The sequence below is a fragment of the Klebsiella sp. 10-1 genome, assembly GCF_009758445.1.
GTDB lineage: Bacteria > Pseudomonadota > Gammaproteobacteria > Enterobacterales > Enterobacteriaceae > Klebsiella > Klebsiella scottii.
In genome coordinates this window covers 150374-173535 of the sequence record NZ_WQRE01000005.1, presented here as the reverse complement: position 1 = coordinate 173535, position 23162 = coordinate 150374, and the positions used below count along the sequence as shown (strand labels likewise).

Here is a 23162-nt window from a genome sequence, read left to right as displayed (position 1 = left end):
CGGATGCGGGTATTGATCGTTAAAACCTCGTCCATGGGCGACGTTCTGCACACGCTGCCCGCGCTGACCGACGCCGCGCAGGCCTTTCCCGGGATTCGTTTCGACTGGGTGGTCGAGGAGGGCTTCGCCCAGATCCCCTCCTGGCACCAAAGCGTTGACCGCGTGATTCCGGTGGCCATTCGCCGCTGGCGCAAGGCCTGGTTTTCCGCGCCGGTTAAGACCGAGCGTAAAGCCTTCCGCCAGGCGCTGCGGGCGGAGAAGTACGATGCAATCATTGACGCCCAGGGTCTGGTGAAAAGCGCCGCCCTGGTCACCCGGCTGGCGCACGGCGTGAAGCACGGTATGGACTGGCAAACCGCCCGCGAGCCGCTGGCCTGCCTGTTCTACAACCGTCGCCACCACATTGCCAGGCAGCAGCACGCCGTTGAGCGTACCCGCGAGCTGTTTGCCAAAAGCCTCGGCTATGCCAAACCAGAGACTCAGGGCGATTACGCGATTGCCCGCCACTTTCTGCGCCAGGAAGACGCCGGTGCCGCGCCGTACCTGGTCTTCCTCCACGCCACCACCCGCCATGATAAACACTGGCCGGAAGAGAACTGGCAGGCGCTTATCGCGCTGCTGGCCGACAGCGGCCTGCGGATTAAGCTGCCGTGGGGCGCGCCGCACGAAGAGGCGAGGGCCGGGCGGCTGGCGCAGGGGCACGATTTCGTCGAGGTGCTGCCGCGCATGAGCCTGGAGCAGGTCGCCCAGGTTCTGGCCGGCGCCCGCGGCGTGGTTTCCGTCGATACCGGCCTGAGTCATTTAACCGCCGCGCTCGATAAGCCTAATTTTACCCTCTACGGCCCGACCGATCCGGGTCTTATCGGCGGCTATGGGCAAAACCAGTACGTCGTGCGTCCGGAAAACGGCAGCAGCACGGGGGATATTAGCGCCTCACGGGTTCTGCAATTGTTGACCTCCCAGGGACTGGCCTGATGGGCTCATTGTTTAAGCAAATCTATCGCTACACGCATCCGCGTGCCTTTCGCCATAATGAAAACCTGTGGCCGTGGGCAAAGATAACCCGCGCAGCGTCGGGTGAGATTTGTTCACTAATTTACAAAGGCAAAACGGTACCGCTGTGCAGCCTGAGCGAGCTGAAAAATAGCTTTTCCGGACCACTGCTACTGACCGCCACGGGGCCATCGGTTAAAGATATTGATTTTTCCGTTACCCCTCGTACCGTACCGGTAATGGGCGTGAATGGTGCCTTCTCACTGGAAGGAAAACTCAGTTTCTCCTTATACCTTATCGTGGATATGGAATTTTTCGACCGCAAGCCGGACATCATTTCCGCTATTGTCAGCAATCCGCAGATTCTATTTTTCACAACCGCCCACGGTATTGCCAAAATTATCGATCGCACAGGCATGGAGAATATCCGCTGCCGACTGGCGCTGATTGAAGATGCCTGCTACAAAATTTATCAACCTCGGGTAGTCAGCAAAGATATTCGCGCCCGGTTTACCGACTTTGACACGGTAATATTGCACGAGCGTATTGATAACATTGCTTTTTCTATCGATATTCGTCAAGGGATATTCGATGCAGGCACCGTAGCCTACTGGGCGCTGCAAATTATTGCCTACCTTGGGTTTGATAAAGTTATCATCGCTGGTCTGGATATGAATAATTTCAATCGGCCACGATTTTATGAAAATGATGCAAATAAGCTGCCTTCTTATCTCGAAAGCAAGGTTACTGCGCTGATTTTCCCTGCGCTTGCACTGGCCAGCCGCTATATGCAAAGCTCCGGAATCAACATTATCAATACCTCAATAAATAGCGCGGTTCCTGTCGATATATTCAGTAAAGTGCCGTTCAGCCAAATTGTGAAAGAAGTGACCGAACAGGCCACCTCTTTCACCTGATCATGCTCGCGCTTGTTTGGCTCCCGATAGGCCCGCGAAAATAATGAGACCGGTGATGAGCATGACAATAAATCGGTCATGAATAAAAAGCGAATCCACCGAGCCGAACAAGATAACCGGCGCACATAAAAAAGCGGTGCCGCACGACAATATCCCTTTTCTACGAACATAGAAAACCATTGCCGTGTACAGGCACAGTAAGATGATTCCACCGATAACGCCTTGTAATGACATCGTCTCAATGAGGTCGTTGTGCAAATGGTAAACCATGTTACGCATTCCCTCCGGATTACCATGCTCTTTCTCTTGCATTAACTGCGACAGAATTTCATAGCGGTCCTGAGAGCTGACCCCTGAAGGATGGTGGTATATCTCATAGACCCCCGTATGCCACATACTTAATCTGGCACCCAGCGAGGTATTGTTATCGTTTTGATATTCAGACAGTTCGCTAACGGCCTCCACCGCCCGCACCTTGATGGTCGGAAAAGCAAACTCAATCATCACCAGTGAGGCTAATAAAGACGCCACACACAGCGCTATAAATTTTGCCCTGGACAGCATTTTGCTTTTCAGCAAACAATATAACAAAATTGCCGGGTAAAAAATTAACACTGACCGGGTTTGCGTCAAAAATATAATCCATAACGATAAAACAACAACTGTAATAATTATCGGAGCACGGTAGCGAATTTTCACACATGATAAAGCGTAAAGCGTAATCATGGTATAGAACGCATAAATATAGGCACTTAACGTTGCTGAACTATCTATTCTCAGACGATCATCAGAAATAAAGAAGTGGAAATGCAGTGCATATAATGTTAAATAGGCGAAACCTAATAGCAGCATGTAGTTAATAAACTGCCCTGGATACGGTTTAATTAGGCGTAGCACTGCTGAAATCAGCAGCATCACTACTGAACCAATAATCAAATAGGCACCCGTTCGTGCATAGCTAAGATCAGCCATATAAACTTCGGTAGCATTAGCAGGGAATCTATATGTCCACAGCAACTGTGAAACTCCCATCAAAAAAAGAGTAGCTGCCAGCACAACTTCTTCAGTTTTGAAACGCAGTGCTTTAAAGTTTATTGCTGCATAACTAACGGTAATCATTGAGGAAAGGTAAAAAAGGTTTCTCCCCATTATTTTTTCTGGGGTTACTACCGCGCAAGATAATATTGCCGCCAGCAATATTATTAACGGAAACTTATCTCTGATCATGTCTGATTAGCTTTTCACAAATGGGGGTACCCATACTTCACCGCAATCCCACGGTCTTGGTTTTCCATGGAAGCATACAATTCGAGTTCCGACAGGCACGGAACCGTTTCCGATCGCATGCTCATTTTTCTTCTTACTAATGACATGCTTTTTATAGCTGACAATTTGTCCAGGCAATATGTCCTGCCAGATCGACGCTTGAGGATATATTTTACTAATAAACTCCTGATCCCCACCGCTCTGATAACGCGTCATAAACAACTGTGGATAGCGTCTGAAAGCTTCCCATACTTTAAATTTCTCTTCATGCGGGATACGCATTATTGCCGAGTTTTTAGTTTTCTGCGGAAAGAAGAAATCGCTTAACATAGTCAGGCGGGTATTTTGCAAAATATCCGTAATGTCACCTACGACAACCACATCTAAATCTATATAGAAAATATCATCGTCGACTTTTTGCGGATCAAATATTTCAATTTTTGACCACCAGCCGGGAAGATTTTCAGTCAGTTTAATCGTCTGAACGCCCGGAATGATGAGGTCAGTAAAGCAAATCTTCTCGATATTATCCGGTAATTGCTTATACAACCACTGAACATGATCATGATTATAATCACCACCAGAACGCAATACCGTTACTATCTTCATGAATACCTCAGAAAATGAAAACACACCGTACAGAAAGAACCCGAAAGCTCAATATATAAACGCGGATAATGTTACACCAGAAAGGTCAGATATCTCTATGATACCTGACCTTTTTAGGTAGGATTTCTCCGGAAGGCAGAGTACTCCGCCAACGTCATCCCTTTGACCTGCGGCGCCAGCCAGCTGAAGAAGCTTTCGAGATCCGCATACAAACGTTCGATATCCTGCTCGTTTTTAAACGTCGGGCTGCCGCCGGGCATGTACTCAGAAGAGTGGAGCATATATTCGACGTAGTCATTACCCTGAGTCAACGTCTGTTCGACGACCTTTTTCATCGTCTCAACGTTACCGCCCATCGGCCGCAGCCAGTGAACCGACGGCGAGCGCACCTTGCCGCGCAGGCGGTCATAGCCCTGCTTAATGCCGTTCATCAGAGCACTGTGTTTGTACTGGATGCTCATCGGCACCTCCAGCAGCGAAGAACGCCCTTCCCGGCTGATATCGTTCTCGTCGAGGAAATAGGCGTGCTGCGGGAAGCGGCGATAATCGGTGCCGCCATCGCCCTGCGGGGCGCCTTTCGCCGTTTTCCAGTTGACCCGCGGCGTCACCGAGCAGTCGACCTGATAGCCATGCTCCACCAGCAGGCGCGCATAGCGCTCATCAAACGCCCAGCGTCCGGCGCGATGGCTGACCATTTTAGTCTGGAAGGTCTCTTCCAGCAGATGGGTCATATAAGCGACTTTTTCACGCATCGCCGCATCGCTGTATTCGATAAGATAGGGCTTATGTCGCCAGTCATCGGCGGTCAGCGGGTCGGTCGGCGGGCTGTTCCAGGCATGCAGGTGCATGCCGATTTCGGCGGTGCCGCGGGCAATCACATCTTTGGCGAATTCGATATAGAATGGATCTATCGCCATCTCGTAGTTGGTTAAATAGACCGGCTTAAAGCCATACTTTTCGCAAAGCTGCTGAAAACGCGGTAAATAACGCGCATTCTCGGTGGTAATGCTGTCATGTTTTTGCCAGAGGTTATCACCCTCGGTATCAATCGTGATGAGAAATGCGGGATTGTGCACGAAAACGTCCTCAGACCATACGTATCGGGTCATGGTAGAGCAAGACAACGCTTCTCTCAATCTATCTGATCCCCTAGAATCGGAACCCTGATACTGAATGAAGAACAGAGAATGACGCCTGAAACCCGCTCTCCCGGTCCCGTGAACCCGGCGCGCATCCTGGTCATCAAGCTGCGCCATCATGGCGATATGCTGCTGATCACGCCGCTCGTTCACGCCCTCAAACGGCAGTATCCCGCGGCCAGCGTTGATGTGCTGCTTTATGAAGAGACCCGGGATATGCTCGCGGCGAACGCGGATATTAACCAGATTTACGCGATTGACCGCCGCTGGAAAAAACAGGGAACCGTCCATCAGCTCAAAATGGAGCTGCGGCTGATCCGCACGCTTCGCCAGCAGCGCTACGATCTGGTGCTCAACCTTGCCGATCAGTGGCCCAGCGCCATTATTACCCGCTTAACCGGCGCCGCCACGCGCATCGGCTTTGATTTCCCGAAACGCCGCCATCCGGCCTGGCGCTTCTGCCATACCGCCCTGGCCTCCACCCGGGAACATCAAAGCCTGCATACGGTGCGGCAGAACCTCTCCATTCTGGCCCCGCTCGGTCTGGCAGCTAACGACGCTCCGGCGCGCATGGGCTACAGCGAACAGGACTGGGACAGTAGCCGAACGCTGCTGCCGGAGGGGTTTGAGGATAACTATATCGTCATTCAGCCCACCTCCCGCTGGTTCTTTAAATGCTGGCGGGAAGAGCGGATGAGCGCGCTGATTAACGCGCTCTCCGCGGCGGGACATGCCGTGGTGCTAACGTCGGGGCCCGACGCGAAAGAGAAGCGCATGGTGGAGACCATTATCGCCGGCTGCCCGGACGCCCGCCTGCACTCTCTTGCCGGCCAGCTGACCCTGCGCCAGCTGGCGGCGGTCATCGGCCACGCCCGCTTATTTATCGGCGTTGATTCCGTACCCATGCATATGGCTGCCGCCCTCGGCACGCCGCTGGTCGCGCTGTTCGGCCCATCAAAGCTAACCTTCTGGAGCCCGTGGCAGGCGAAGGGCGAAGTCATCTGGGCCGGAGACTTTGGTCCTCTGCCCGACCCTGACGACATTGATACCGGTACAGAAGAACGCTATCTCGATTTAATTCCCGCCGACGTCGTTATTGCGGCGGCAAAAAAGGTGCTGGCATGAGCAAATTCAGGCTCGCCCTGGTGCGGCAGAAATATCGCCCCGACGGCGGTGCGGAGCGTTTCGTTTCCCGCGCGCTGGAGGCCCTCGATAGCAGTAATCTTGAACTGAACGTCATTACCCGCGAATGGCAGGGGCCGGTGAAGCCCGAGTGGAATATTCGCATCTGCAACCCACGCAAATGGGGACGCATCAGCCGTGAACGCGGCTTTGCCGACGCCGCGCGCCGGCTGTGGCAGGCCGAAAACTTCGACCTGGTTCAGAGCCATGAGCGCATCCCGGGTTGCGATTTGTATCGCGCCGGCGACGGCGTGCATCGCCGCTGGCTGCAGCAGCGCTCGCGCATACTGCCCGGCTGGAAAAGCCGCCTGCTGTTTGCCGATCGCTACCACCGCTACGTCATGCGGGCCGAACGCGAGATGTATCACGACCCGCACCTGCGCGGGGTCATCTGCAACGCGGAGATGATTAAACAGGAAATTATTGCAGACTTCGGCCTGCCGGCGGAGAAGATCCGCGTTATCTATAATGCGATTGATAACCAGCGCTTCCTGCCGCCAACGGAAGAAGCCTTTATCGCGCTGCGTGACCAATGGAACCTGCCGCGCCAGGCAACCTGCCTGATCTACGTGGGCTCCGGCTTTGAACGCAAGGGGCTGGAGGCGGCGATTCGCGCCATCGCCCCCACCGATCGCTATCTGCTGGTCGTGGGCAAAGACAAAGAACAGAGCCGCTATCAGGCGCTGGCTAACACGCTGAACTGCGCAGAGCGGGTACGCTTCTTCGGCATGCAGTCAGAGACCCTGCCCTTCTACCAGATGGCCGACGGGCTGCTGCTGCCTACGCTGTACGATCCGTTCCCTAACGTTATCCTTGAAGCGATGGCCTGCGGCCTGCCGACGATCACCACCACCGGCTGCGGCGGATCGGAGTTTATTATTCAGGGCAGCAACGGTTTTGTTTGCGACGCGCTGGATATTTCGGCGCTGCAGCAGGCGGTAGCCGCGCTCCCCGCCCGCGCCTTAGGTTCAGCGGAAGGCATCCGGGCGCGCGAACGCATTATGACCTGCACCAGCGAGCGGCTATCGGCGCAGCTGCTCTCTTTCTATCAGGACCTGGTAAAATAGCTATGCGCATACTGTTTGTCATCGACGGCCTGCCCGGCGGCGGAGCGGAAAAAGTGGTGCTCACGCTGGCGGAACATTTTTTGCGCCAGGGAGAGCGCGTCTCGCTGTTTTCACTGCGCGACGTTTGCGACTACCCTCTGCCGGAAGGGCTGGATTACCGGGTAATTACTGACCGCTGCCGAAAACCGTGGCGCAAGCTGACCGAGCTGTCGCGCCGTGCGGGCCAGCTTGACGCGGCCATCGCCGAGTCTGAGCAGCAGGGCAGTTTCGATCTGGTGCTCTCCAATCTGCACAAAACCGACCGCATCGTCGCCCGCAGCCGCGCGCTCGCGCAGCGTAACGTCTGGTTCTGCCTGCACGGCGTCTTCTCTACGTCGTATCTCGGCCACCGCACCGGCTTTGACCGCTGGATGAAACAGCAGAAAATCAAACGCGTCTATCAGGGACGCAATGTGGTAACCGTCTCCGATGCGGTCGGGGAGGATCTGGTCAGGCAGTTCGCCATTCGCCCGGCGCAGCTGAAAACGATTTATAACCCGTTCGATATTGCCGCCCTGCGGGCCGGCGCGGAGATGCCGGGCGAGCAGCCAACCGGCGACTATATTATCCACGTCGGGCGTTTCCACCCCGGGAAGCGCCACGATCGGCTGATTGAAGCCTATGCCCAAAGCGGTATCCAGGCGCCGCTGGTTCTGCTGGGACAGGGCAAGCCGGAGCAGGAACAGCGCCTGCGCCAGCTGGCAGAGCGGCTACAGGTCGGCGATCGCGTGCTGTTTAAAGGCTTTCAGAAAAACCCGCTGCCGTGGATTAAACACGCGAAGATGCTGGTGCTCAGCTCGGATAGCGAAGGCTTTGGCAACGTGATCGTGGAGGCGCTGCTGCTGAATACGCCGGTTGCCAGCACCCGCTGCCCGGGCGGGGTAACGGAGATTCTCACCGGCGAATTAGCCCGCGGCCTGGCCGAGCTCGACGGCCCGGCTCTGGCTCAGACGATGCAAAGCATTTACCATAACCCGCCTGTCATCGAACAATCCGCGCTGGAAAAGTTCAGCGTCGATACGATTTGTCAGCAGTACCGTCAGCTGCGCCGCGCCTGACGCCGTTATTTAACCAGGATCGAATGATTTATGAGTCAAACGCCTTTACTGAGCATCGTGGCCGCCGTCTATAACGGCGAAAAATTCCTTGCGCAATTCTTTGAATGCCTTGAGCAACAGCAGCTGGAAAGCTATGAACTGATCCTGGTGAACGACGGCTCAACGGACGGTAGCCTCGCGGTTATCGATGCGTGGAAAGCGCGGCTACAAAACGTGAGGGTGCTGGAGCAGGAAAACCAGGGAGTTTCGGTCGCGCGCAACACCGGGCTGGCGGTAGCCACCGGTAAATACCTGGCGTTCCCGGATATCGACGACAAGCTTTACCCCGGCATGTACCGCAGGCTGCTGGCGATGGCGGAGCAGGGCAATCTCGATATCGCCACCTGCAACGGCCGCTACGTGTACGAGAGCAAAAATGATATTCACCCGATCCTGCCTCCGGACCGGCTGCCGTCTACCGGCGTGCTGCCGGGCCACGTGTGGCTAAAACAGGCGCTGGATTCGCGTAAGTTCCTGCACGTGACCTGGCTGAATATCTACCGCCGCGAATTTATCATGCAGCATCGCTTTCACTTCGAGCCAGGCCTGCGCCATCAGGATATTCCCTGGACCACCGAGGCGCTGCTGGCGGCCGAGCGCGTGCAGTACACCAGCGAACAGTTTTACGATTACTATATCCATTCAGAATCGGTATCGCATAAGCCGGATAACGACGACACGCTGATGCGCTCAGCCCGCCACTATATGAAGATTCTGGAGATGCTCGACGCCATTAACCAACGCTATCCTGATAAGGTGCGTCATATTTCCGCCTGTCGCTGGCAGATTGCGAAAGAGGGTCTGGGAATTATTCATACCTTCGATAGCATGAAAGATGAATCAAAAAAGCATATTATCATTACCGAGTTCTTCGACCGCGGCATCTGGCACCTGATCTGGAAAAATGCCCGAACGTTCCGCTTACGCTGGCGCCTTGGACGGCGCTACCTGCGTATTAAGCGCTATCGCAACGCGGCCTGACGCTGAATCCCTTTGTTTCCGCCAAAGGGATAGCTTTACATGGGCTAAATGCTTAGAATTTGCCCGCTAAAACATAAAACGGATAAATCGCTTGGAATTGCTTTATACCACCCTACTCTATCTTATTCAGCCGCTGGTATGGCTGCGACTGCTGCTGCGCAGCCGTAAGGCCCCCGCCTACCGCAAACGCTGGGCTGAACGTTATGGCTTCTGTCAGAACAAGGTAGCGCCGGATGGGATTCTGCTGCATTCCGTTTCCGTGGGTGAGACGCTTGCTGCCATCCCGCTGGTACGCGCCCTGCGCCACCGCTATCCTTCGCTGCCTATTACCGTCACCACCATGACGCCCACGGGCTCCGAGCGCGCGATGTCCGCATTCGGCAAAGACGTGCACCACGTCTACCTGCCTTACGATCTCCCCTGCGCGATGAACCGCTTCCTCAACACCGTGCAGCCGAAGCTGGTTATCGTGATGGAAACCGAGCTGTGGCCAAATATGGTCGCCGCGTTGCACAAGCGTAAAATTCCGCTGGTTATCGCTAACGCCCGCCTGTCAGAACGCTCGGCGAAGGGTTATGCCAAACTGGGCAAATTTATGCGCCGTCTGCTGAGCCGCATTACGCTTATCGCCGCGCAGAACGAAGAAGACGCCAGCCGCTTTATCGCCCTCGGGCTGAAGCGCAACCAGCTGGCGGTCACCGGTAGCCTGAAGTTTGATATTTCCGTCACGCCCGAGCTGGCCGCCCGCGCCATCACCCTGCGCCGCCAGTGGGCGCCGCACCGCAAGGTGTGGATCGCCACCAGCACCCATGACGGCGAAGAGCAAATCATTCTGCAAGCGCATAAAAAGCTGCTGGAAACCTTCCCCGACCTGCTGCTGATCCTCGTCCCTCGCCACCCTGAACGCTTCGGCGACGCGCGGGAGATGGTGCAGAAAGCGGGGATGAGCTTTACCCTGCGCAGCACCGGCGAGATCCCCTCCAATAGCACCCAGGTGGTGATTGGCGATACTATGGGTGAGCTGATGCTGCTGTACGGCATTGCCGATCTTGCCTTTGTCGGCGGCAGCCTGGTCGAGCGCGGCGGTCATAACCCGCTGGAGCCAGCGGCGCACGCCATCCCGGTCCTGATGGGCCCGCATACCTTCAACTTTAAAGATATTTGCGCCAAGCTGCAGCAGGATGATGGCCTGATCACCGTGACCGACCTGAACTCACTGGTCACGCAGGTTTCTAATCTGCTGACCGACGAAGATTACCGCCTGTGGTACGGCCGTCACGCGGTGGAAGTGCTTCACCAAAACCAGGGCGCACTCTCCCGTCTGCTACAGTTACTGCAACCTTATCTGCCACAGCGGAGCCACTAATGTCGATCCGACTGTCCGTCGTGATGATCGCCAAAAACGCGGCGGATCTGCTGCCGGACTGTCTGGCGTCGGTAAGCTGGGCCGATGAGATCGTGCTGCTGGATTCCGGCAGCAGCGACGGCACCGTCGAGCTGGCGCGCAGCCTGGGTGCTCAGGTTTTTATCAACACCGACTGGCAGGGCTACGGCATTCAGCGCCAGCGCGCCCAGGATTACGCCACCGGCGACTATGTGCTGATGATTGATACCGACGAGCGCGTCACCCCGGAACTGGCACAGTCCCTTCGTCAGGCGCTGACGGCGCCAAAAGAGGGCGCTATCTACAGCATTGCCCGGCGTAACTATTTCCTTGGCCGCTTTATGCGCCATAGCGGCTGGTACCCCGATCGCGTGATGCGCTTGTACCCGCGCCATAGTTACCGCTATAACAATAATCTGGTGCACGAATCGCTCGATGCCAAAGGCGCGCAGATTATCGAACTTGCCGGCGATCTGCTGCATCTGACCTGCCGCGACTTCTCCGGCTTTCAGCAAAAGCAGCTGGCCTACGCCACCGCCTGGGCGCAGGAACGTCATCAGAAGGGGAAAAAAACCTCTCTGCTGAGTATCTTCGGCCATACGCTGGGGGCATTTGTCAAAACGCTGCTGCTACGCGGCGGCGTGCTGGATGGTAAACAGGGCTGGCTGCTCGCCGTGGTCAACGCGCAGTATACGTTTAATAAATACACCGAGCTGTGGGCGCTGAGCCGCGGCTACTCGGAGAGAGTGTAATTATGAGCACAAAAGCGATTTATCCGGGTACCTTCGACCCTATCACCAACGGTCATATCGATATCGTCACCCGCGCGGCCAGCATGTTTGACAAAGTGCTGCTGGCGGTTGCTGCCAGCCCGAGCAAGAAGCCGATGTTCAGCCTCGACGAACGCATTGCGCTGGCGCAGCAGTCAACCGCGCACCTGGTCAACGTTGAGGTCATCGGCTTTAGCGATTTAATGGCCAATTTCGCCCGCGCGCAGCAGGCCAACATTTTGATTCGCGGCCTGCGGGCGGTAGCGGATTTCGAATACGAGATGCAGCTGGCGCATATGAACCGCCACCTGATGCCGACCCTCGAAAGCGTCTTCCTGATGCCGTGCAAAGAGTGGTCGTTTATCTCGTCATCGCTAGTCAAGGAGGTCGCGCGCCATCAGGGCGACGTTTCCCACTTCCTGCCGGCTAACGTGCACCAGGCGCTGCTGAAAAAGCTCTAATCTTTACGCCTTCGGGGACGCGGCCCTACTTCTGACACTGGCGACAATAAAACGTCGCCCGCTGGGCGTGCTTGCCGGCGATAATCGGCGTACCGCAGGTGCGGCAAGGCTCGCCCTTGCGCCCGTAGACCTGCAGCTCCTGGGCAAAATATCCCGGCTTACCGTCGCTTTGCAGGAAATCCTTCAGCGTTGTCCCGCCCTGCTCAATCGAGCGGAGCAGCACGGCTTTAATCACCTTAACCAGCCGCTCGCACTCTTCATACGATAGCGACGATGCCAGCCGATCCGGATGGATCCCGGCGGAAAACAGCGATTCGCTGGCGTAGATATTCCCGACCCCCACCACCAGCTTGTTATCCATCAGCCAGGGCTTAATGGCGGTTTTCTTTTTCGCGCACCTCAGCTGCAGGTAGGCGCTGTTGAAATCATCGCTCAGCGGCTCCGGACCGAGATGCGCCAGCGCCGGATGCCCTTCCAGCTCTTTGGTCCACAGCCAGGCGCCAAAGCGTCGAGGGTCGGTATAGCGCAGCACCTTGCCGTTGCTCATCACCAGGTCGACATGGTCATGCTTCTCTGCGGGCAGCTCTTCGCTCAGAATGCGCAGGCTTCCTGACATTCCCAGGTGAATGATAATCCAGCCGCCAGGCAGCTCCAGCAGCAGGTATTTGGCGCGTCGACGCACGCTGAGCACCGGCACGTCGCTCAGACGATAGATCTCTTCAGAAACCGGCCAGCGCAGGCGTCCATTGCGAATAGCGGCGTGCAGAATGGTTGCGCCAACCAGATGCGGTTCAATCCCGCGTCGGCTGGTTTCCACCTCAGGTAATTCAGGCATAGCGTCTCCGGCTGTATTGCAGATGTCTTTATTATGGGGATGGCCAGAAAACAAAAAACCCCGCCAGGGCGGGGTTTTTTTTACATCGAATCTAAAATTATTTGATTTTAGCTTCTTTGTATAAAACGTGCTGACGGACAACTGGATCGAACTTTTTCAGTTCCAGTTTTTCCGGCTTAGTACGCTTGTTCTTCGTGGTGGTATAGAAGTGACCAGTACCAGCAGAAGAAACCAGCTTGATTTTCTCACGAATACCTTTAGCCATGATTTATTTCCTCTTAGTACTTAGTACTTTTCGCCACGGGCACGCAGTTCGGACAGAACTGTATCGATGCCTTTCTTATCAATAACACGCATACCTTTAGCAGATACGCGCAGGGTGACAAAACGCTTTTCGCTCTCAACCCAGAAACGGTGAGAGTGCAGGTTCGGCAGGAAACGGCGTTTGGTCGCGTTCAGTGCGTGGGAACGGTTGTTACCGGTCACCGGACGCTTGCCAGTAACTTGGCAGACTCGGGACATGTCTATTCTCCAAAAATCAAATTAGCTCGAGCTTCGTATGGGGTATTGGCGCCTCGTCAGGCTTTACAGCCCGGTCATCGCAGTTCTACACGTCATCCTTCAGGCCGCCTTGATGCAACCTGAATGATTGGGTGTCTAAGTGAACCATCGATTGCCAGGCCCAAATGCCAAACCCGAGATTCTCAAAGGTGGCGTAGTATACGCTGACTCGGCGATGTGCTCAAGTCCCGAACAGACAAAGATCCCGCAGGATCGCGTGATCGGGGCTAAATCCAGCCGCGCTCGGCAAAAGATACGTACGCACCGCGGCCAATAACAAGGTGATCGAGCACGCGTATCTCCATGAAACCACAACACTTTATCACTCTTTCGGTAATCAACCTGTCGGCCTTACTCGGCTCGGGGCTACCGGATGGATGATTATGTGCCAGGATCACCGCAGCGGCGTTCACTTTGATGGCTTCGCGTACAATTTCTCGCGGATGCACCTCAACGTGGCTAAGAGTACCAGAAAAAAGCCGGCTATGTTTCAATACCCGATTCTGATTATCTAAAAAGATCACCATAAAGATCTCCCGCTCCTCGTCCATCAGCTGGCTTTGCAAAAACTCCCGCGTCATCAGCGGCGTCACCAGAGAAGGCTCCTCAACCAGCCGCCGGCTAAAATAGCGCCGCGCCAGCTCAGCGACGCCTTTTAGCTGGGCGTATTTCGCCAGTCCAATCCCGTCGATCTCGTCGAACTGCGCCTTGTCCGCCGATAGCAGACCGTATAGCGAGCCAAAGCGCGCGAGCAGGTCGTGCGAAAACGTCATCACGTCCCGCTCCCGCGTGCCGGTACGTAAAAACAGCGCCAGCAGCTCAACGTCCGACAGCACTTCGATACCGTAGAGCAGCATTTTTTCCCTTGGCAGCAGGGGTTCCGGTAAATCCATCGCAGCCTCTCCTTTCCAGTGCGCCCCACATCCTGGCATAGCCTCTCGCCGCTGCCGACGGTCGCCTTTTACCCTTGCGTAGCGACTCGCAAAGTCAATTCCAGGCAGGCGCACGACGCCGACGGGATTGTGGTAAGATGCGCGAATTCTGGTGTACTCCAACAGGAAAGAATCATGATGAGTCTGGCTGGTAAAAAGATCGTTCTCGGCGTGAGCGGCGGCATTGCTGCCTACAAAACGCCTGAACTGGTACGCCGCCTGCGCGACCGCGGCGCCGATGTACGGGTCGCCATGACGGAAGCCGCGAAAGCCTTCATTACGCCACTCAGCCTGCAGGCGGTATCAGGTTATCCGGTTTCCGATAGCCTGCTCGACCCGGCAGCAGAAGCCGCGATGGGCCACATTGAGCTGGGGAAATGGGCCGATCTGGTTATCCTCGCTCCTGCAACCGCCGATTTGATCGCCCGCGTTGCGGCCGGCATGGCGAACGACCTGGTCTCCACTATCTGCCTCGCGACGCCGTCTCCGGTCGCGGTGGTGCCCGCAATGAACCAGCAGATGTATCGCGCCGCCGCGACGCAGCATAATCTTGAGGTCATCGCCTCACGCGGCCTGCTGGTCTGGGGCCCGGACAGCGGAAGCCAGGCCTGCGGCGATATCGGCCCGGGCCGAATGCTTGACCCGTTGACCCTCGTCGATATGGCGGCCGCGCATTTTTCGCCTGTCAAAGATTTGCAACATCTCAACATCATGATTACCGCGGGTCCCACCCGCGAGCCGCTGGATCCGGTACGCTATATCAGCAATCAAAGCTCCGGTAAGATGGGCTTCGCTATTGCCGCCGCTGCGGCAAACCGCGGCGCCAACGTCACGCTGGTCAGCGGCCCGGTTTCGCTACCGACGCCGCCGTTTGTACAGCGGGTTGATGTCACTACCGCTTTGGAAATGCAGGCCGCGGTCGACAGCGGCGTCCGACAACAGCATATTTTTATTGGCTGTGCGGCCGTCGCCGACTACCGCGCCATCACCGTTGCTGAGAAAAAAATCAAAAAGCAAGATGATGAATTAACAATAAAAATGGTCAAAAACCCGGATATCGTTGCCGGGGTCGCTGCGCTAACGGATAGCCGACCTTATGTCGTTGGGTTTGCTGCCGAAACGAATAATGTGGAAGAATACGCGAGGCAAAAACGCGCTCGCAAAAATCTCGACCTGATCTGCGCCAATGATGTATCTAAGCCAAATCAGGGATTTAACAGCGACAGCAACGCATTACACCTTTTCTGGCAGGATGGAGATAAGCGCTTGCCACACGAGCGCAAGGAACTCCTCGGCCAATTATTACTCGACGAGATCGTGACCCGTTATGATGAAAAAAATCGACGTTAAGCTTCTGGACCCGCGCGTTGGCAAGCAGTTTCCGCTGCCAACCTATGCCACCTCCGGCTCTGCCGGACTTGACCTGCGGGCCTGTCTCGACGCCGCCGTAGAGCTTGCGCCGGGCGCAACAACCCTGCTGCCAACCGGCCTGGCTATTCATATCGCCGATCCGTCTCTGGCGGCGGTCATCCTGCCGCGCTCCGGGCTGGGCCATAAGCACGGCATCGTGCTGGGCAACCTGGTGGGTCTTATCGATTCCGACTATCAGGGGCAGCTGATGGTTTCCGTCTGGAACCGCGGCCAGCAGAGCTTTACTATTGAACCCGGCGAGCGTATCGCTCAAATGGTATTTGTACCCGTCGTACAGGCGGAATTTAACCTGGTGGAAGATTTTGACACCACCGAACGTGGCGAAGGTGGCTTTGGTCACTCAGGGCGCGCATAGGCCCGGCCACACAAAACCTGCATCCCAAAGCGCAATAATGCAATAACATCGCCGCAAATGACCATTTGCGGCCGCTTTGTGGATGTCTGCCTGACAAGTGCTTATTTTCAGGGGTATTTTAAAACATGGCAGAAAAACAAACTGCGAAAAGGAATCGTCGCGAGGAAATACTTCAATCTCTGGCGCTAATGCTTGAATCCAGCGATGGTAGTCAACGTATTACCACGGCGAAACTGGCGGCGTCCGTCGGCGTGTCCGAAGCGGCGCTGTACCGTCATTTCCCCAGCAAAACCCGCATGTTCGATAGCCTGATTGAGTTTATCGAAGACAGTCTGATTACGCGCATCAATTTGATTTTAAAAGATGAAAAAGACACATCCGCGCGCCTGCGCCTGATTGTGCTGCTGATTCTTGGGTTTGGTGAGCGTAATCCTGGGCTGACGCGAATTCTGACCGGCCATGCGCTGATGTTTGAACAGGACCGTCTGCAGGACCGGATCAACCAGCTGTTTGAACGTATTGAAGTTCAGCTACGTCAGGTCATGCGCGAGAAGAAAATGCGCGAAGGCGAAGGTTTCGTCACCGATGAATCTTTGCTGGCCAGCCAGCTGCTGGCGTTCTGCGAAGGCATGCTGTCGCGCTTTGTTCGCAGCGAGTTTAAATATCGTCCGACGGACGATTTTGACGCCCGCTGGCCGCTGGTCGCCGCACAGCTGCAATAATCCTAAGCCCGGAGGCATAACGCCCCGGGCTTTGTTACCTATACGCCAAACTCTTCGCGATACGCACGCACCGACGCCAGATGCCCGGCCATCTCCGGCTTCTCTTCCAGATAGCTAATCAGGTCCTTGAGGGTGACGATAGAAATTACCTTGCAGCCGTAATCGCGTTCAACTTCCTGAATCGCGGAAATTTCGCCGCGACCGCGCTCCTGGCGATCCAGCGAGATCAGCACGCCGGCGAGCTCGGCGCCGTTGGCCTGGATAATCTCCATCGATTCGCGAATAGCGGTACCTGCGGTTATCACATCGTCGACCAGCATGACGCGACCCTGCAGGGCGCTGCCAACCAGATTGCCGCCTTCGCCGTGCGTTTTGGCTTCTTTACGGTTAAAGCAGTACGGTAAATCCCGGTCGTGATGTTCGGCCAGCGCAACCACCGTGGTAGTAGCGATGGGAATGCCTTTGTAGGCCGGGCCAAACAGCAGGTCAAAATCGATTCCGGAGTCGACCAGCGCTTCTGCATAGAAACGGCCCAACAGTGCCAGATCGCGCCCGGTGTTAAACAGGCCGGCGTTGAAGAAATAGGGGCTCTTGCGCCCGGATTTCAGCGTAAACTCGCCAAACTTAAGAACCTGTTTGTTAAGCGCAAACTCAATAAACTGGCGCTGATATGGTTTCATGGATTCGCTCCTCATCATGCTTTCTATGGATCTACGGACAAAAAAAAGGCGACTTCTCAGTCGCCTTAAAAACTAGTTTTCTAACGCCGCCTTCTGCGTCGCGACAATGGATTCGATACCCCCTCGGGCCAATGCCAGGAGGGTCAGGAGCTCTTCATGGGTAAACGGCTCGCCTTCCGCCGTGCCCTGCACCTCGATGATGCGGCCGTCTTCGGTCATCACCACGTTCATATCGGTTTCCGCTGCGGAATCTTCCACGTACTCCAGATCGCAAAGCGCTTCGCCGTTAACGATACCGACGGAAACGGCAGCAACCATGCCTTTCATCGGGTTAGTTTTCAGCTTGCCGGCGGCGACCAGCTTGTTCAGAGCGTCGGCCAGCGCCACGCAGGCACCGGTGATTGATGCGGTACGGGTACCGCCATCGGCCTGCAGCACATCGCAATCGAGGGTAATGGTGAACTCGCCAAGCGCCTTCAGGTCTACCGCAGCGCGCAGCGCGCGGGCGATAAGACGCTGGATTTCCATGGTACGACCGCCCTGCTTACCTTTGGCGGCTTCACGCGCGTTACGGGTGTGCGTAGCGCGCGGCAGCATGCCGTATTCTGCGGTGATCCACCCCTGGCCCTGGCCTTTCAGAAAGCGCGGTACGCCTTCATCGATCGACGCGGTGCACAGCACTTTGGTGTCACCAAATTCGACCAGAACAGAGCCTTCAGCGTGTATGGTATAGTTACGGGTCAGGGTTACGGGACGCACCTGATTAGCGCTACGGCCTGCTGGACGCATGATGTTCTCTCCGGCTTGAAACGAATATGGCTGCGCATTATACGGATAATGGTTGCTTATTCCTATCCTGATAAGGCCCTGAAAGCTATAATCCCCCCCACTCTCCTTTAAAAACAGGAACGTCTATGATCCGCAGTATGACCGCCTATGCCCGTCGTGAAATCAAGGGCGAATGGGGCAGCGCCGCGTGGGAACTGCGCTCGGTAAACCAGCGCTACCTGGAAACCTATTTCCGTCTGCCGGAGCAGTTCCGTAGCCTGGAGCCCGTCGTGCGCGAGCGTATTCGCGCGCGTCTGACCCGCGGCAAAATCGAATGTACCCTGCGTTTTGAACAGGATCCCAGCGCTCAGGGTGAGCTGATTCTGAACGAAAACCTGGCAAAGCAGCTGGTCAACGCCGCCAACTGGGTAAAAATGCAGAGCGATGAAGGGGAAATCAACCCGGTTGATATCCTGCGCTGGCCCGGCGTAATGGCCGCGCAGGAGCAGGATCTCGACGCCATTGCCTCCGATATTCTCACCGCACTGAACGGCGCGCTGGACGACTTTATCGTCGCTCGCGAGACCGAAGGCCAGGCGCTGAAGACGCTTATCGAACAGCGCCTGGAAGGCGTCAGCAGCGAAGTCGGCAAAGTTCGCGGCCATATGCCGGAAATCCTGCAGTGGCAGCGCGAGCGCCTGGTATCCAAGCTGGAAGACGCGGAAGTTCAGCTGGAAAATAATCGTCTCGAACAAGAGCTGGTGCTGATGGCGCAGCGCATCGACGTTTCCGAAGAGCTGGACCGTCTGGAAGCGCATGTCAAAGAGACCTACAACATTCTGAAGAAAAAAGAAGCCGTTGGCCGTCGCCTTGACTTTATGATGCAGGAGTTCAACCGCGAGTCGAACACCCTGGCGTCAAAATCGATTAATGCGGAAGTCACCAATTCTGCCATTGAGCTGAAAGTGCTGATTGAGCAGATGCGCGAGCAGATTCAGAACATCGAGTAACCGCAGGCACATCGATTAAAGGCTGGTTTTACCAGCCTTTTTTTATCTCTTCAATTCAGAATCTGTACTTTCCGTCCAGTATCCGACAGGTCATAAACGCGCCCGCAGCGCACAGCAGCGTGGGGGCCAGATAGCTATGGTCCATATGGGTAAACTCCATCACCAGCGCAACCGCCGTCAGCGGCATCTGCATTGACGCCGCCAGAAAAGCCGCGGCCCCAACCAGCGCAAAGCTGCTGGCGTCGCCGCCGGGCACCAGCTGCTGCCAAAGCATACTCAGCAGCAGGCTCATCAGGCTTCCCACCGCCAGGCCAGGGGTCAGCAGCCCTCCTTCCGCACCGCCGCGCAGCACCGCCAGAATAACGATCGCTTTCAGGACCAGAAGTACCAGCGCGCTATGAAATCCCAGCCCGTCGCCGATCGCAAGCTGCAGTGGGCCTTTGCCATTGCCGGGTAGCTGAGGAAAATAGAGGCTCAGCCCGGCAAGAAGGGCAAACGCCAGCAGGCAAAATAGCGGCATCTGCCAGTTCGCCCTGACCCGCGCCCGCGCGGCGCTGGTAGCCTGACGAAACAGCCACGCCGACGCCCCAAGCAGCGGACTGACGATTATCGCCCACCACATAAACGAGCCCGGGAGCGCCCCGGAGATAAAGTGATACTGAGACTCATCCCCCAGCCCCAGAGCTGCCGTCCAGGCGGCAACGGCGGACGTCACAACGGCCGCCAGGGTCTTCTCCCAGCTAAACGACAGCAGCATCACTTCGAGGCTAAACAGGGCGCCGGCCAGCGGCACGTTATATACCGCCGCCAGCCCGGCACCGGCGCCGCAGGCAATCAGCGTGCGGGTTTCATCTTCATGCAGGCCCATTCTGCGCGCCACGATACCGGCCCCCAGCGCCCCCATCTCTCGCGGCGCAACCTCCCGACCGAGCGGGGAGCCCAGCGCCACGGTGACGATCTGCAGCAAGGCGTGCAGGGTTGTCGTGCCAGCGGGCATCGGCACCGCGGGCGTGGCGACGGCGGCGGAAATCGATACCCGCTTCTGGCCGTAGCGGCCCAGCAGCCACCAGCCAAACCCGGCGATCGCTCCGCCGACCGCGATGGCCGTGAAACGTCGAGGCCAGGAGGCGTCCGTTACGCCCTGCAAAAATGACTCCGTGCCGATAATACGATCGAGGCTGTATCCAAAAGCAACGTGTTGAATAGCGTGCAAAATCATCGCCAGAACCATTCCCGACAGGCCGGCCAGGACGCCGGTCAGAACAACGGCAGCCAGGCGGAGCAGGTAGTTTTTCTCGCCGGTCACTCCGGTCATATTCACAAGCCTCGGAAAGAGGAAAATAAAATGATAAAGGTCGTGAGTTAAATATTAAGTATTTATCGCGTATTTTCCTGACCAGCGCTGGCTGAGCCTGAATCATTACTTTTTCTAATCTTAAAACTAAAATAAAAATCCTTTAAACCCCACAAATAAAGGTAATTGAGAAAATCAGGCATTATTTTTTCAAGGCATAAATCGTTCACCTTAGAAAATCTCAGTCGTGATCCTGCGCACAAATCGCTAACCTGCCCGCTCTCATCGTGGGGGATCTATGCTGCTTCATATTCTGTATTTAATTGGTATTACCGCGGAAGCGATGACCGGCGCTCTGGCAGCCGGACGCCGTCGTATGGATACCTTCGGCGTTATCATTATTGCGACCGCCACCGCGCTGGGCGGCGGGTCGGTGCGGGATATTCTGCTCGGCCACTACCCTCTGGGCTGGGTCAAGAACCCGGAATACGTCATCATTGTTGCCGTCGCCGCGGTGCTCACCACGATTGCCGCCCCGGTTATGCCCCACCTGCGTCGGCTGTTTTTGGTCCTCGATGCCCTCGGCCTGGTGGTGTTTTCGATTATCGGCGCGCAGATTGCCCTCGATATGGGAGAAGGACCGGTTATCGCCTCCATCGCGGCGGTCATCACCGGCGTATTCGGCGGCGTACTGCGGGATATGTTCTGTAAGCGCATCCCGCTGGTGTTTCAGAAAGAGCTGTATGCCGGGATCTCTTTTGCCGCCGCCATTCTGTATATCGCCCTGCAGCACTATGTCAGCAGCCACGACGTAGTGGTCATCGCCACCCTGCTGTTCGGCTTCACCGCCCGCATGCTGGCCCTGCGCTGGAAGCTAGGTTTGCCTGTCTTCCACTACAATCACAGCGCGCACTGAGCGGGTTAAAACCCGGAGATGCCCTGGCCGCGGAGCCACTGCGCCAGCGCGGCAACGTCCGGATGCCGAAGAAAGGCCACCAGCTGACGCGCTTTTTCATCCCCCACTCCCGGCAGGCGTCGCCACTGCTCTGCGTTTCGCGCCAGCAGGCGCGGCCAGCTATCTCCGGCCAGGCCCGCCAGCGCCGCCTGCGGCAACGGCACTCCCAGGGCCTGCACCCAGCGCAGAAAGGGCTGCCGGCGGGCGAGGTTAAACTGGTGCCAGAGCCGCTGCCCGCGTAGCGCAGAGATCCCCGGGACTGACTGCAGCTGCTGAGGGGTAAACGACAGCCACGAAAAAAGATGCTCCATACGGAGAGAGTGATAGGCGGTGCGCCACGCGGACTCACCGACGCTGTCCAGGTCCAGTACGGATTTTGACGATAGCCAGACCAGCCTTGAAACAAACTGCCCGGCGCACTCGGGGGAGGAAAAATAGCAGGTCAGCGCGTTAAAATGCGCCGGAGGCGGTTGCGGCTTCTGACGCTGGGCCGTTCGCCACACTACGCCGTCTATCCGCGGTATTCCCTGTCCCGCCAGGCTAATTTGCAGCTGATCGCCAATAGCAATATCCAGACTTTGCCAGCGGGCCACCGACCCGACGTTCACGCGTTTTACCTGCTTATCATCCAGCCGCTGCGGTTCAAGCCCTGCCACCACGGCAATTTTCCCGCTACGCCCGACGTAAAAGCGGATGTCGCGCACCTCCATGATGCGGATGGCCGGAGGGTACTTCCACGCGGCGACCCAATCACCCTGCCCCGGCGACCAGAAGCGCCCGGCTGGTTCTCTCCCAAGACGCACAACGACGCCATCGGTAGCAAAAGGCAGCGCTGACGTTAGCCAACGTTCGCGCCAGCGCGCAACCTCCGCCACGTCCGATACCGGCTGAGAAAAGCCCGCGCTGTCGCTAAACCCGGCCTTCTGCAGCAGAGCCCGGCGTTGACGCATCTCGCCGGGCCCATCCGGCCATGCCCAGATAAAGACGCCCAGATCCGCTAACGATGTCGACATATCCCGCCGCATCATGGCGCCGGCCGCTTTCGCCCGGGCATTCACTCCCCCCATCCGCTTCTGGATATGTCCGGCGCGGCGGAGAAACAGCTCCCCTTGCAGCACGCTATTTGCCAGCGCGCCCTTCGTGGCCCTCGGCACGCCGGAAATCTGCCGCACTTTTGCCGTCCAGTCTTCGCCAGCTCGGCCATCTCCCCGGCTGATTGCCTGTACCAGCCGCCCGCGGCGGTAAACCAGCGTCACCGCAACGCCATCCACCTTTGGCTGCACCCACAGATCGGTTTTGCCCCGCATCCAGCGCGCAACGTCGGTTTTTTCCGCCAGCTTGCGCACGCCGGTGTGGGCAACCGGATGCCGGACCTCGCCGCGGGGCGGCGGTAAATCATCGATTACCGGCGCTTTGATGGCAAAACAGCGCCGCCACTCGATTAACCGAGCTAAAAGCCGATCGTAGACGTCATCAGCGACTTCGCTGCTGCCGCGCAGCCAGTAGTCGTTTTTCCACCCGGCAATCTGCTGACTCAGGCGGCTGACCTCCTGTTCAGCCCGCGCCTGCGTCCAGGTGGGACAGGCCGACTGACAGTATCCCGCCGTCATCCACACTCCTATCGCCCAAAGCCATTTTTGCACAACGCTACCCTCCTTTTTTGCCCACCGGCATTCTGCCGCCGACGGGGCCTCATCGGCGATAAGGGCTTTTC

Annotated in this window: 25 protein-coding genes; 14 read left to right on the top strand and 11 right to left on the bottom strand. The window is 56.6% G+C overall.

The window, feature by feature from the left end; all coding sequences use genetic code 11:
• Positions 1-3: 3 nt before the first annotated feature.
• Entirely contained in the window at positions 4-975 is a 972-nt protein-coding gene (gene rfaC, locus GO007_RS18965) for a lipopolysaccharide heptosyltransferase RfaC (protein ID WP_095102660.1), read from the top strand.
• Positions 975-1910 carry a sugar glycosyltransferase gene (locus GO007_RS18960; protein WP_095102657.1) on the top strand — a complete coding sequence of 312 codons (936 nt, stop codon included), beginning with the start codon at positions 975-977 and terminating at the stop codon, positions 1908-1910. The genes rfaC and GO007_RS18960 overlap by 1 nt, the downstream gene beginning before the upstream one ends.
• Here the strand turns inward: GO007_RS18960 and GO007_RS18955 are convergent, their stop codons facing one another.
• The 3 genes from GO007_RS18955 to GO007_RS18945 form a co-directional block, all read right to left on the bottom strand.
• A complete protein-coding gene (locus GO007_RS18955) occupies positions 1911-3137 on the bottom strand; it encodes an O-antigen ligase family protein (protein WP_095102654.1) in 1227 nt (408 codons plus the stop codon).
• A 6-nt stretch (positions 3138-3143) separates the two neighbouring features.
• Positions 3144-3785, bottom strand: coding sequence for a hypothetical protein (locus tag GO007_RS18950; RefSeq protein WP_095102652.1), 642 nt, complete (start codon positions 3783-3785; stop codon positions 3144-3146).
• Positions 3786-3898: 113 nt separating this feature from the next.
• Positions 3899-4861 (bottom strand): polysaccharide deacetylase family protein, encoded by a 963-nt coding sequence (locus tag GO007_RS18945; protein ID WP_095102651.1) that lies wholly within the window; start codon positions 4859-4861, stop codon positions 3899-3901.
• 111 nt (positions 4862-4972) lie between these two features.
• Between GO007_RS18945 and rfaQ the strand changes: the two genes are divergently transcribed.
• The 7 genes from rfaQ (at position 4973) to coaD (ending at position 11905) form a co-directional block, all read left to right on the top strand.
• Entirely contained in the window at positions 4973-6049 is a 1077-nt protein-coding gene (gene rfaQ / locus GO007_RS18940) for a putative lipopolysaccharide heptosyltransferase III (protein ID WP_095102649.1), read from the top strand.
• Complete coding sequence (locus tag GO007_RS18935; RefSeq protein WP_095102646.1) at positions 6046-7173, top strand: glycosyltransferase family 4 protein; 1128 nt, start codon at positions 6046-6048, stop codon at positions 7171-7173. The genes rfaQ and GO007_RS18935 overlap by 4 nt, the downstream gene beginning before the upstream one ends.
• Positions 7174-7175: 2 nt before the next feature.
• Positions 7176-8270: a glycosyltransferase gene (locus tag GO007_RS18930; RefSeq protein ID WP_095102644.1), complete on the top strand. Its 1095-nt coding sequence runs from the start codon at positions 7176-7178 to the stop codon at positions 8268-8270.
• A 30-nt stretch (positions 8271-8300) separates the two neighbouring features.
• Entirely contained in the window at positions 8301-9290 is a 990-nt protein-coding gene (locus tag GO007_RS18925) for a glycosyltransferase (protein WP_095102643.1), read from the top strand.
• 91 nt (positions 9291-9381) lie between these two features.
• The gene (gene waaA, locus GO007_RS18920) at positions 9382-10656 is read left to right on the top strand and encodes a lipid IV(A) 3-deoxy-D-manno-octulosonic acid transferase (RefSeq protein ID WP_095102640.1); all 1275 of its coding nucleotides are present in this window, start codon (positions 9382-9384) and stop codon (positions 10654-10656) included.
• A complete protein-coding gene (locus GO007_RS18915; protein ID WP_095102638.1) occupies positions 10656-11426 on the top strand; it encodes a glycosyltransferase family 2 protein in 771 nt (256 codons plus the stop codon). Before waaA ends, GO007_RS18915 begins: the two co-directional genes overlap by 1 nt.
• A gap of 2 nt (positions 11427-11428) precedes the next feature.
• Positions 11429-11905 (top strand): pantetheine-phosphate adenylyltransferase, encoded by a 477-nt coding sequence (gene coaD / locus GO007_RS18910; RefSeq protein WP_095102636.1) that lies wholly within the window; start codon positions 11429-11431, stop codon positions 11903-11905.
• A 25-nt stretch (positions 11906-11930) separates the two neighbouring features.
• Here the strand turns inward: coaD and mutM are convergent, their stop codons facing one another.
• The 4 genes from mutM to radC form a co-directional block, all read right to left on the bottom strand.
• On the bottom strand, positions 11931-12740 hold the full coding sequence (gene mutM, locus GO007_RS18905) for a bifunctional DNA-formamidopyrimidine glycosylase/DNA-(apurinic or apyrimidinic site) lyase (RefSeq protein ID WP_095102634.1): 810 nt from the start codon (positions 12738-12740) through the stop codon (positions 11931-11933).
• Between the two features lie 97 nt (positions 12741-12837).
• A complete protein-coding gene (rpmG, locus tag GO007_RS18900; RefSeq protein WP_003024094.1) occupies positions 12838-13005 on the bottom strand; it encodes a 50S ribosomal protein L33 in 168 nt (55 codons plus the stop codon).
• Positions 13006-13025: 20 nt separating this feature from the next.
• A complete protein-coding gene (gene rpmB / locus GO007_RS18895; protein ID WP_002436699.1) occupies positions 13026-13262 on the bottom strand; it encodes a 50S ribosomal protein L28 in 237 nt (78 codons plus the stop codon).
• A gap of 266 nt (positions 13263-13528) precedes the next feature.
• Positions 13529-14194: a RadC family protein gene (gene radC / locus GO007_RS18890; protein ID WP_095102632.1), complete on the bottom strand. Its 666-nt coding sequence runs from the start codon at positions 14192-14194 to the stop codon at positions 13529-13531.
• Between the two features lie 177 nt (positions 14195-14371).
• Here radC and coaBC point away from each other — a divergent pair, with 177 nt between their 5' ends.
• The 3 genes from coaBC to slmA all read left to right on the top strand — a co-directional run bounded on the left by coaBC (position 14372) and on the right by slmA (position 16741).
• Positions 14372-15583 carry a bifunctional phosphopantothenoylcysteine decarboxylase/phosphopantothenate--cysteine ligase CoaBC gene (gene coaBC, locus GO007_RS18885; RefSeq protein WP_095102985.1) on the top strand — a complete coding sequence of 404 codons (1212 nt, stop codon included), beginning with the start codon at positions 14372-14374 and terminating at the stop codon, positions 15581-15583.
• Complete coding sequence (gene dut / locus GO007_RS18880; RefSeq protein WP_189339894.1) at positions 15561-16019, top strand: dUTP diphosphatase; 459 nt, start codon at positions 15561-15563, stop codon at positions 16017-16019. The genes coaBC and dut overlap by 23 nt, the downstream gene beginning before the upstream one ends.
• Positions 16020-16144: 125 nt before the next feature.
• On the top strand, positions 16145-16741 hold the full coding sequence (slmA, locus tag GO007_RS18875; RefSeq protein WP_095102630.1) for a nucleoid occlusion factor SlmA: 597 nt from the start codon (positions 16145-16147) through the stop codon (positions 16739-16741).
• Between the two features lie 38 nt (positions 16742-16779).
• Here slmA and pyrE read toward each other — a convergent pair whose 3' ends face one another.
• Positions 16780-17421 (bottom strand): orotate phosphoribosyltransferase, encoded by a 642-nt coding sequence (pyrE, locus tag GO007_RS18870; RefSeq protein ID WP_095102628.1) that lies wholly within the window; start codon positions 17419-17421, stop codon positions 16780-16782.
• Positions 17422-17493: 72 nt separating this feature from the next.
• Entirely contained in the window at positions 17494-18210 is a 717-nt protein-coding gene (gene rph / locus GO007_RS18865) for a ribonuclease PH (protein WP_032690259.1), read from the bottom strand.
• Positions 18211-18335: 125 nt separating this feature from the next.
• Here rph and GO007_RS18860 point away from each other — a divergent pair, with 125 nt between their 5' ends.
• Entirely contained in the window at positions 18336-19199 is an 864-nt protein-coding gene (locus GO007_RS18860) for a YicC/YloC family endoribonuclease (protein WP_095102626.1), read from the top strand.
• Between the two features lie 55 nt (positions 19200-19254).
• Here the strand turns inward: GO007_RS18860 and GO007_RS18855 are convergent, their stop codons facing one another.
• Positions 19255-20514 (bottom strand): chloride channel protein, encoded by a 1260-nt coding sequence (locus tag GO007_RS18855; protein ID WP_095102624.1) that lies wholly within the window; start codon positions 20512-20514, stop codon positions 19255-19257.
• Between the two features lie 277 nt (positions 20515-20791).
• Between GO007_RS18855 and GO007_RS18850 the strand changes: the two genes are divergently transcribed.
• Positions 20792-21409 carry a trimeric intracellular cation channel family protein gene (locus GO007_RS18850; RefSeq protein ID WP_045853830.1) on the top strand — a complete coding sequence of 206 codons (618 nt, stop codon included), beginning with the start codon at positions 20792-20794 and terminating at the stop codon, positions 21407-21409.
• Between the two features lie 5 nt (positions 21410-21414).
• Here the strand turns inward: GO007_RS18850 and ligB are convergent, their stop codons facing one another.
• On the bottom strand, positions 21415-23091 hold the full coding sequence (ligB, locus tag GO007_RS18845; protein ID WP_095102622.1) for an NAD-dependent DNA ligase LigB: 1677 nt from the start codon (positions 23089-23091) through the stop codon (positions 21415-21417).
• Positions 23092-23162 lie beyond the last annotated feature (71 nt).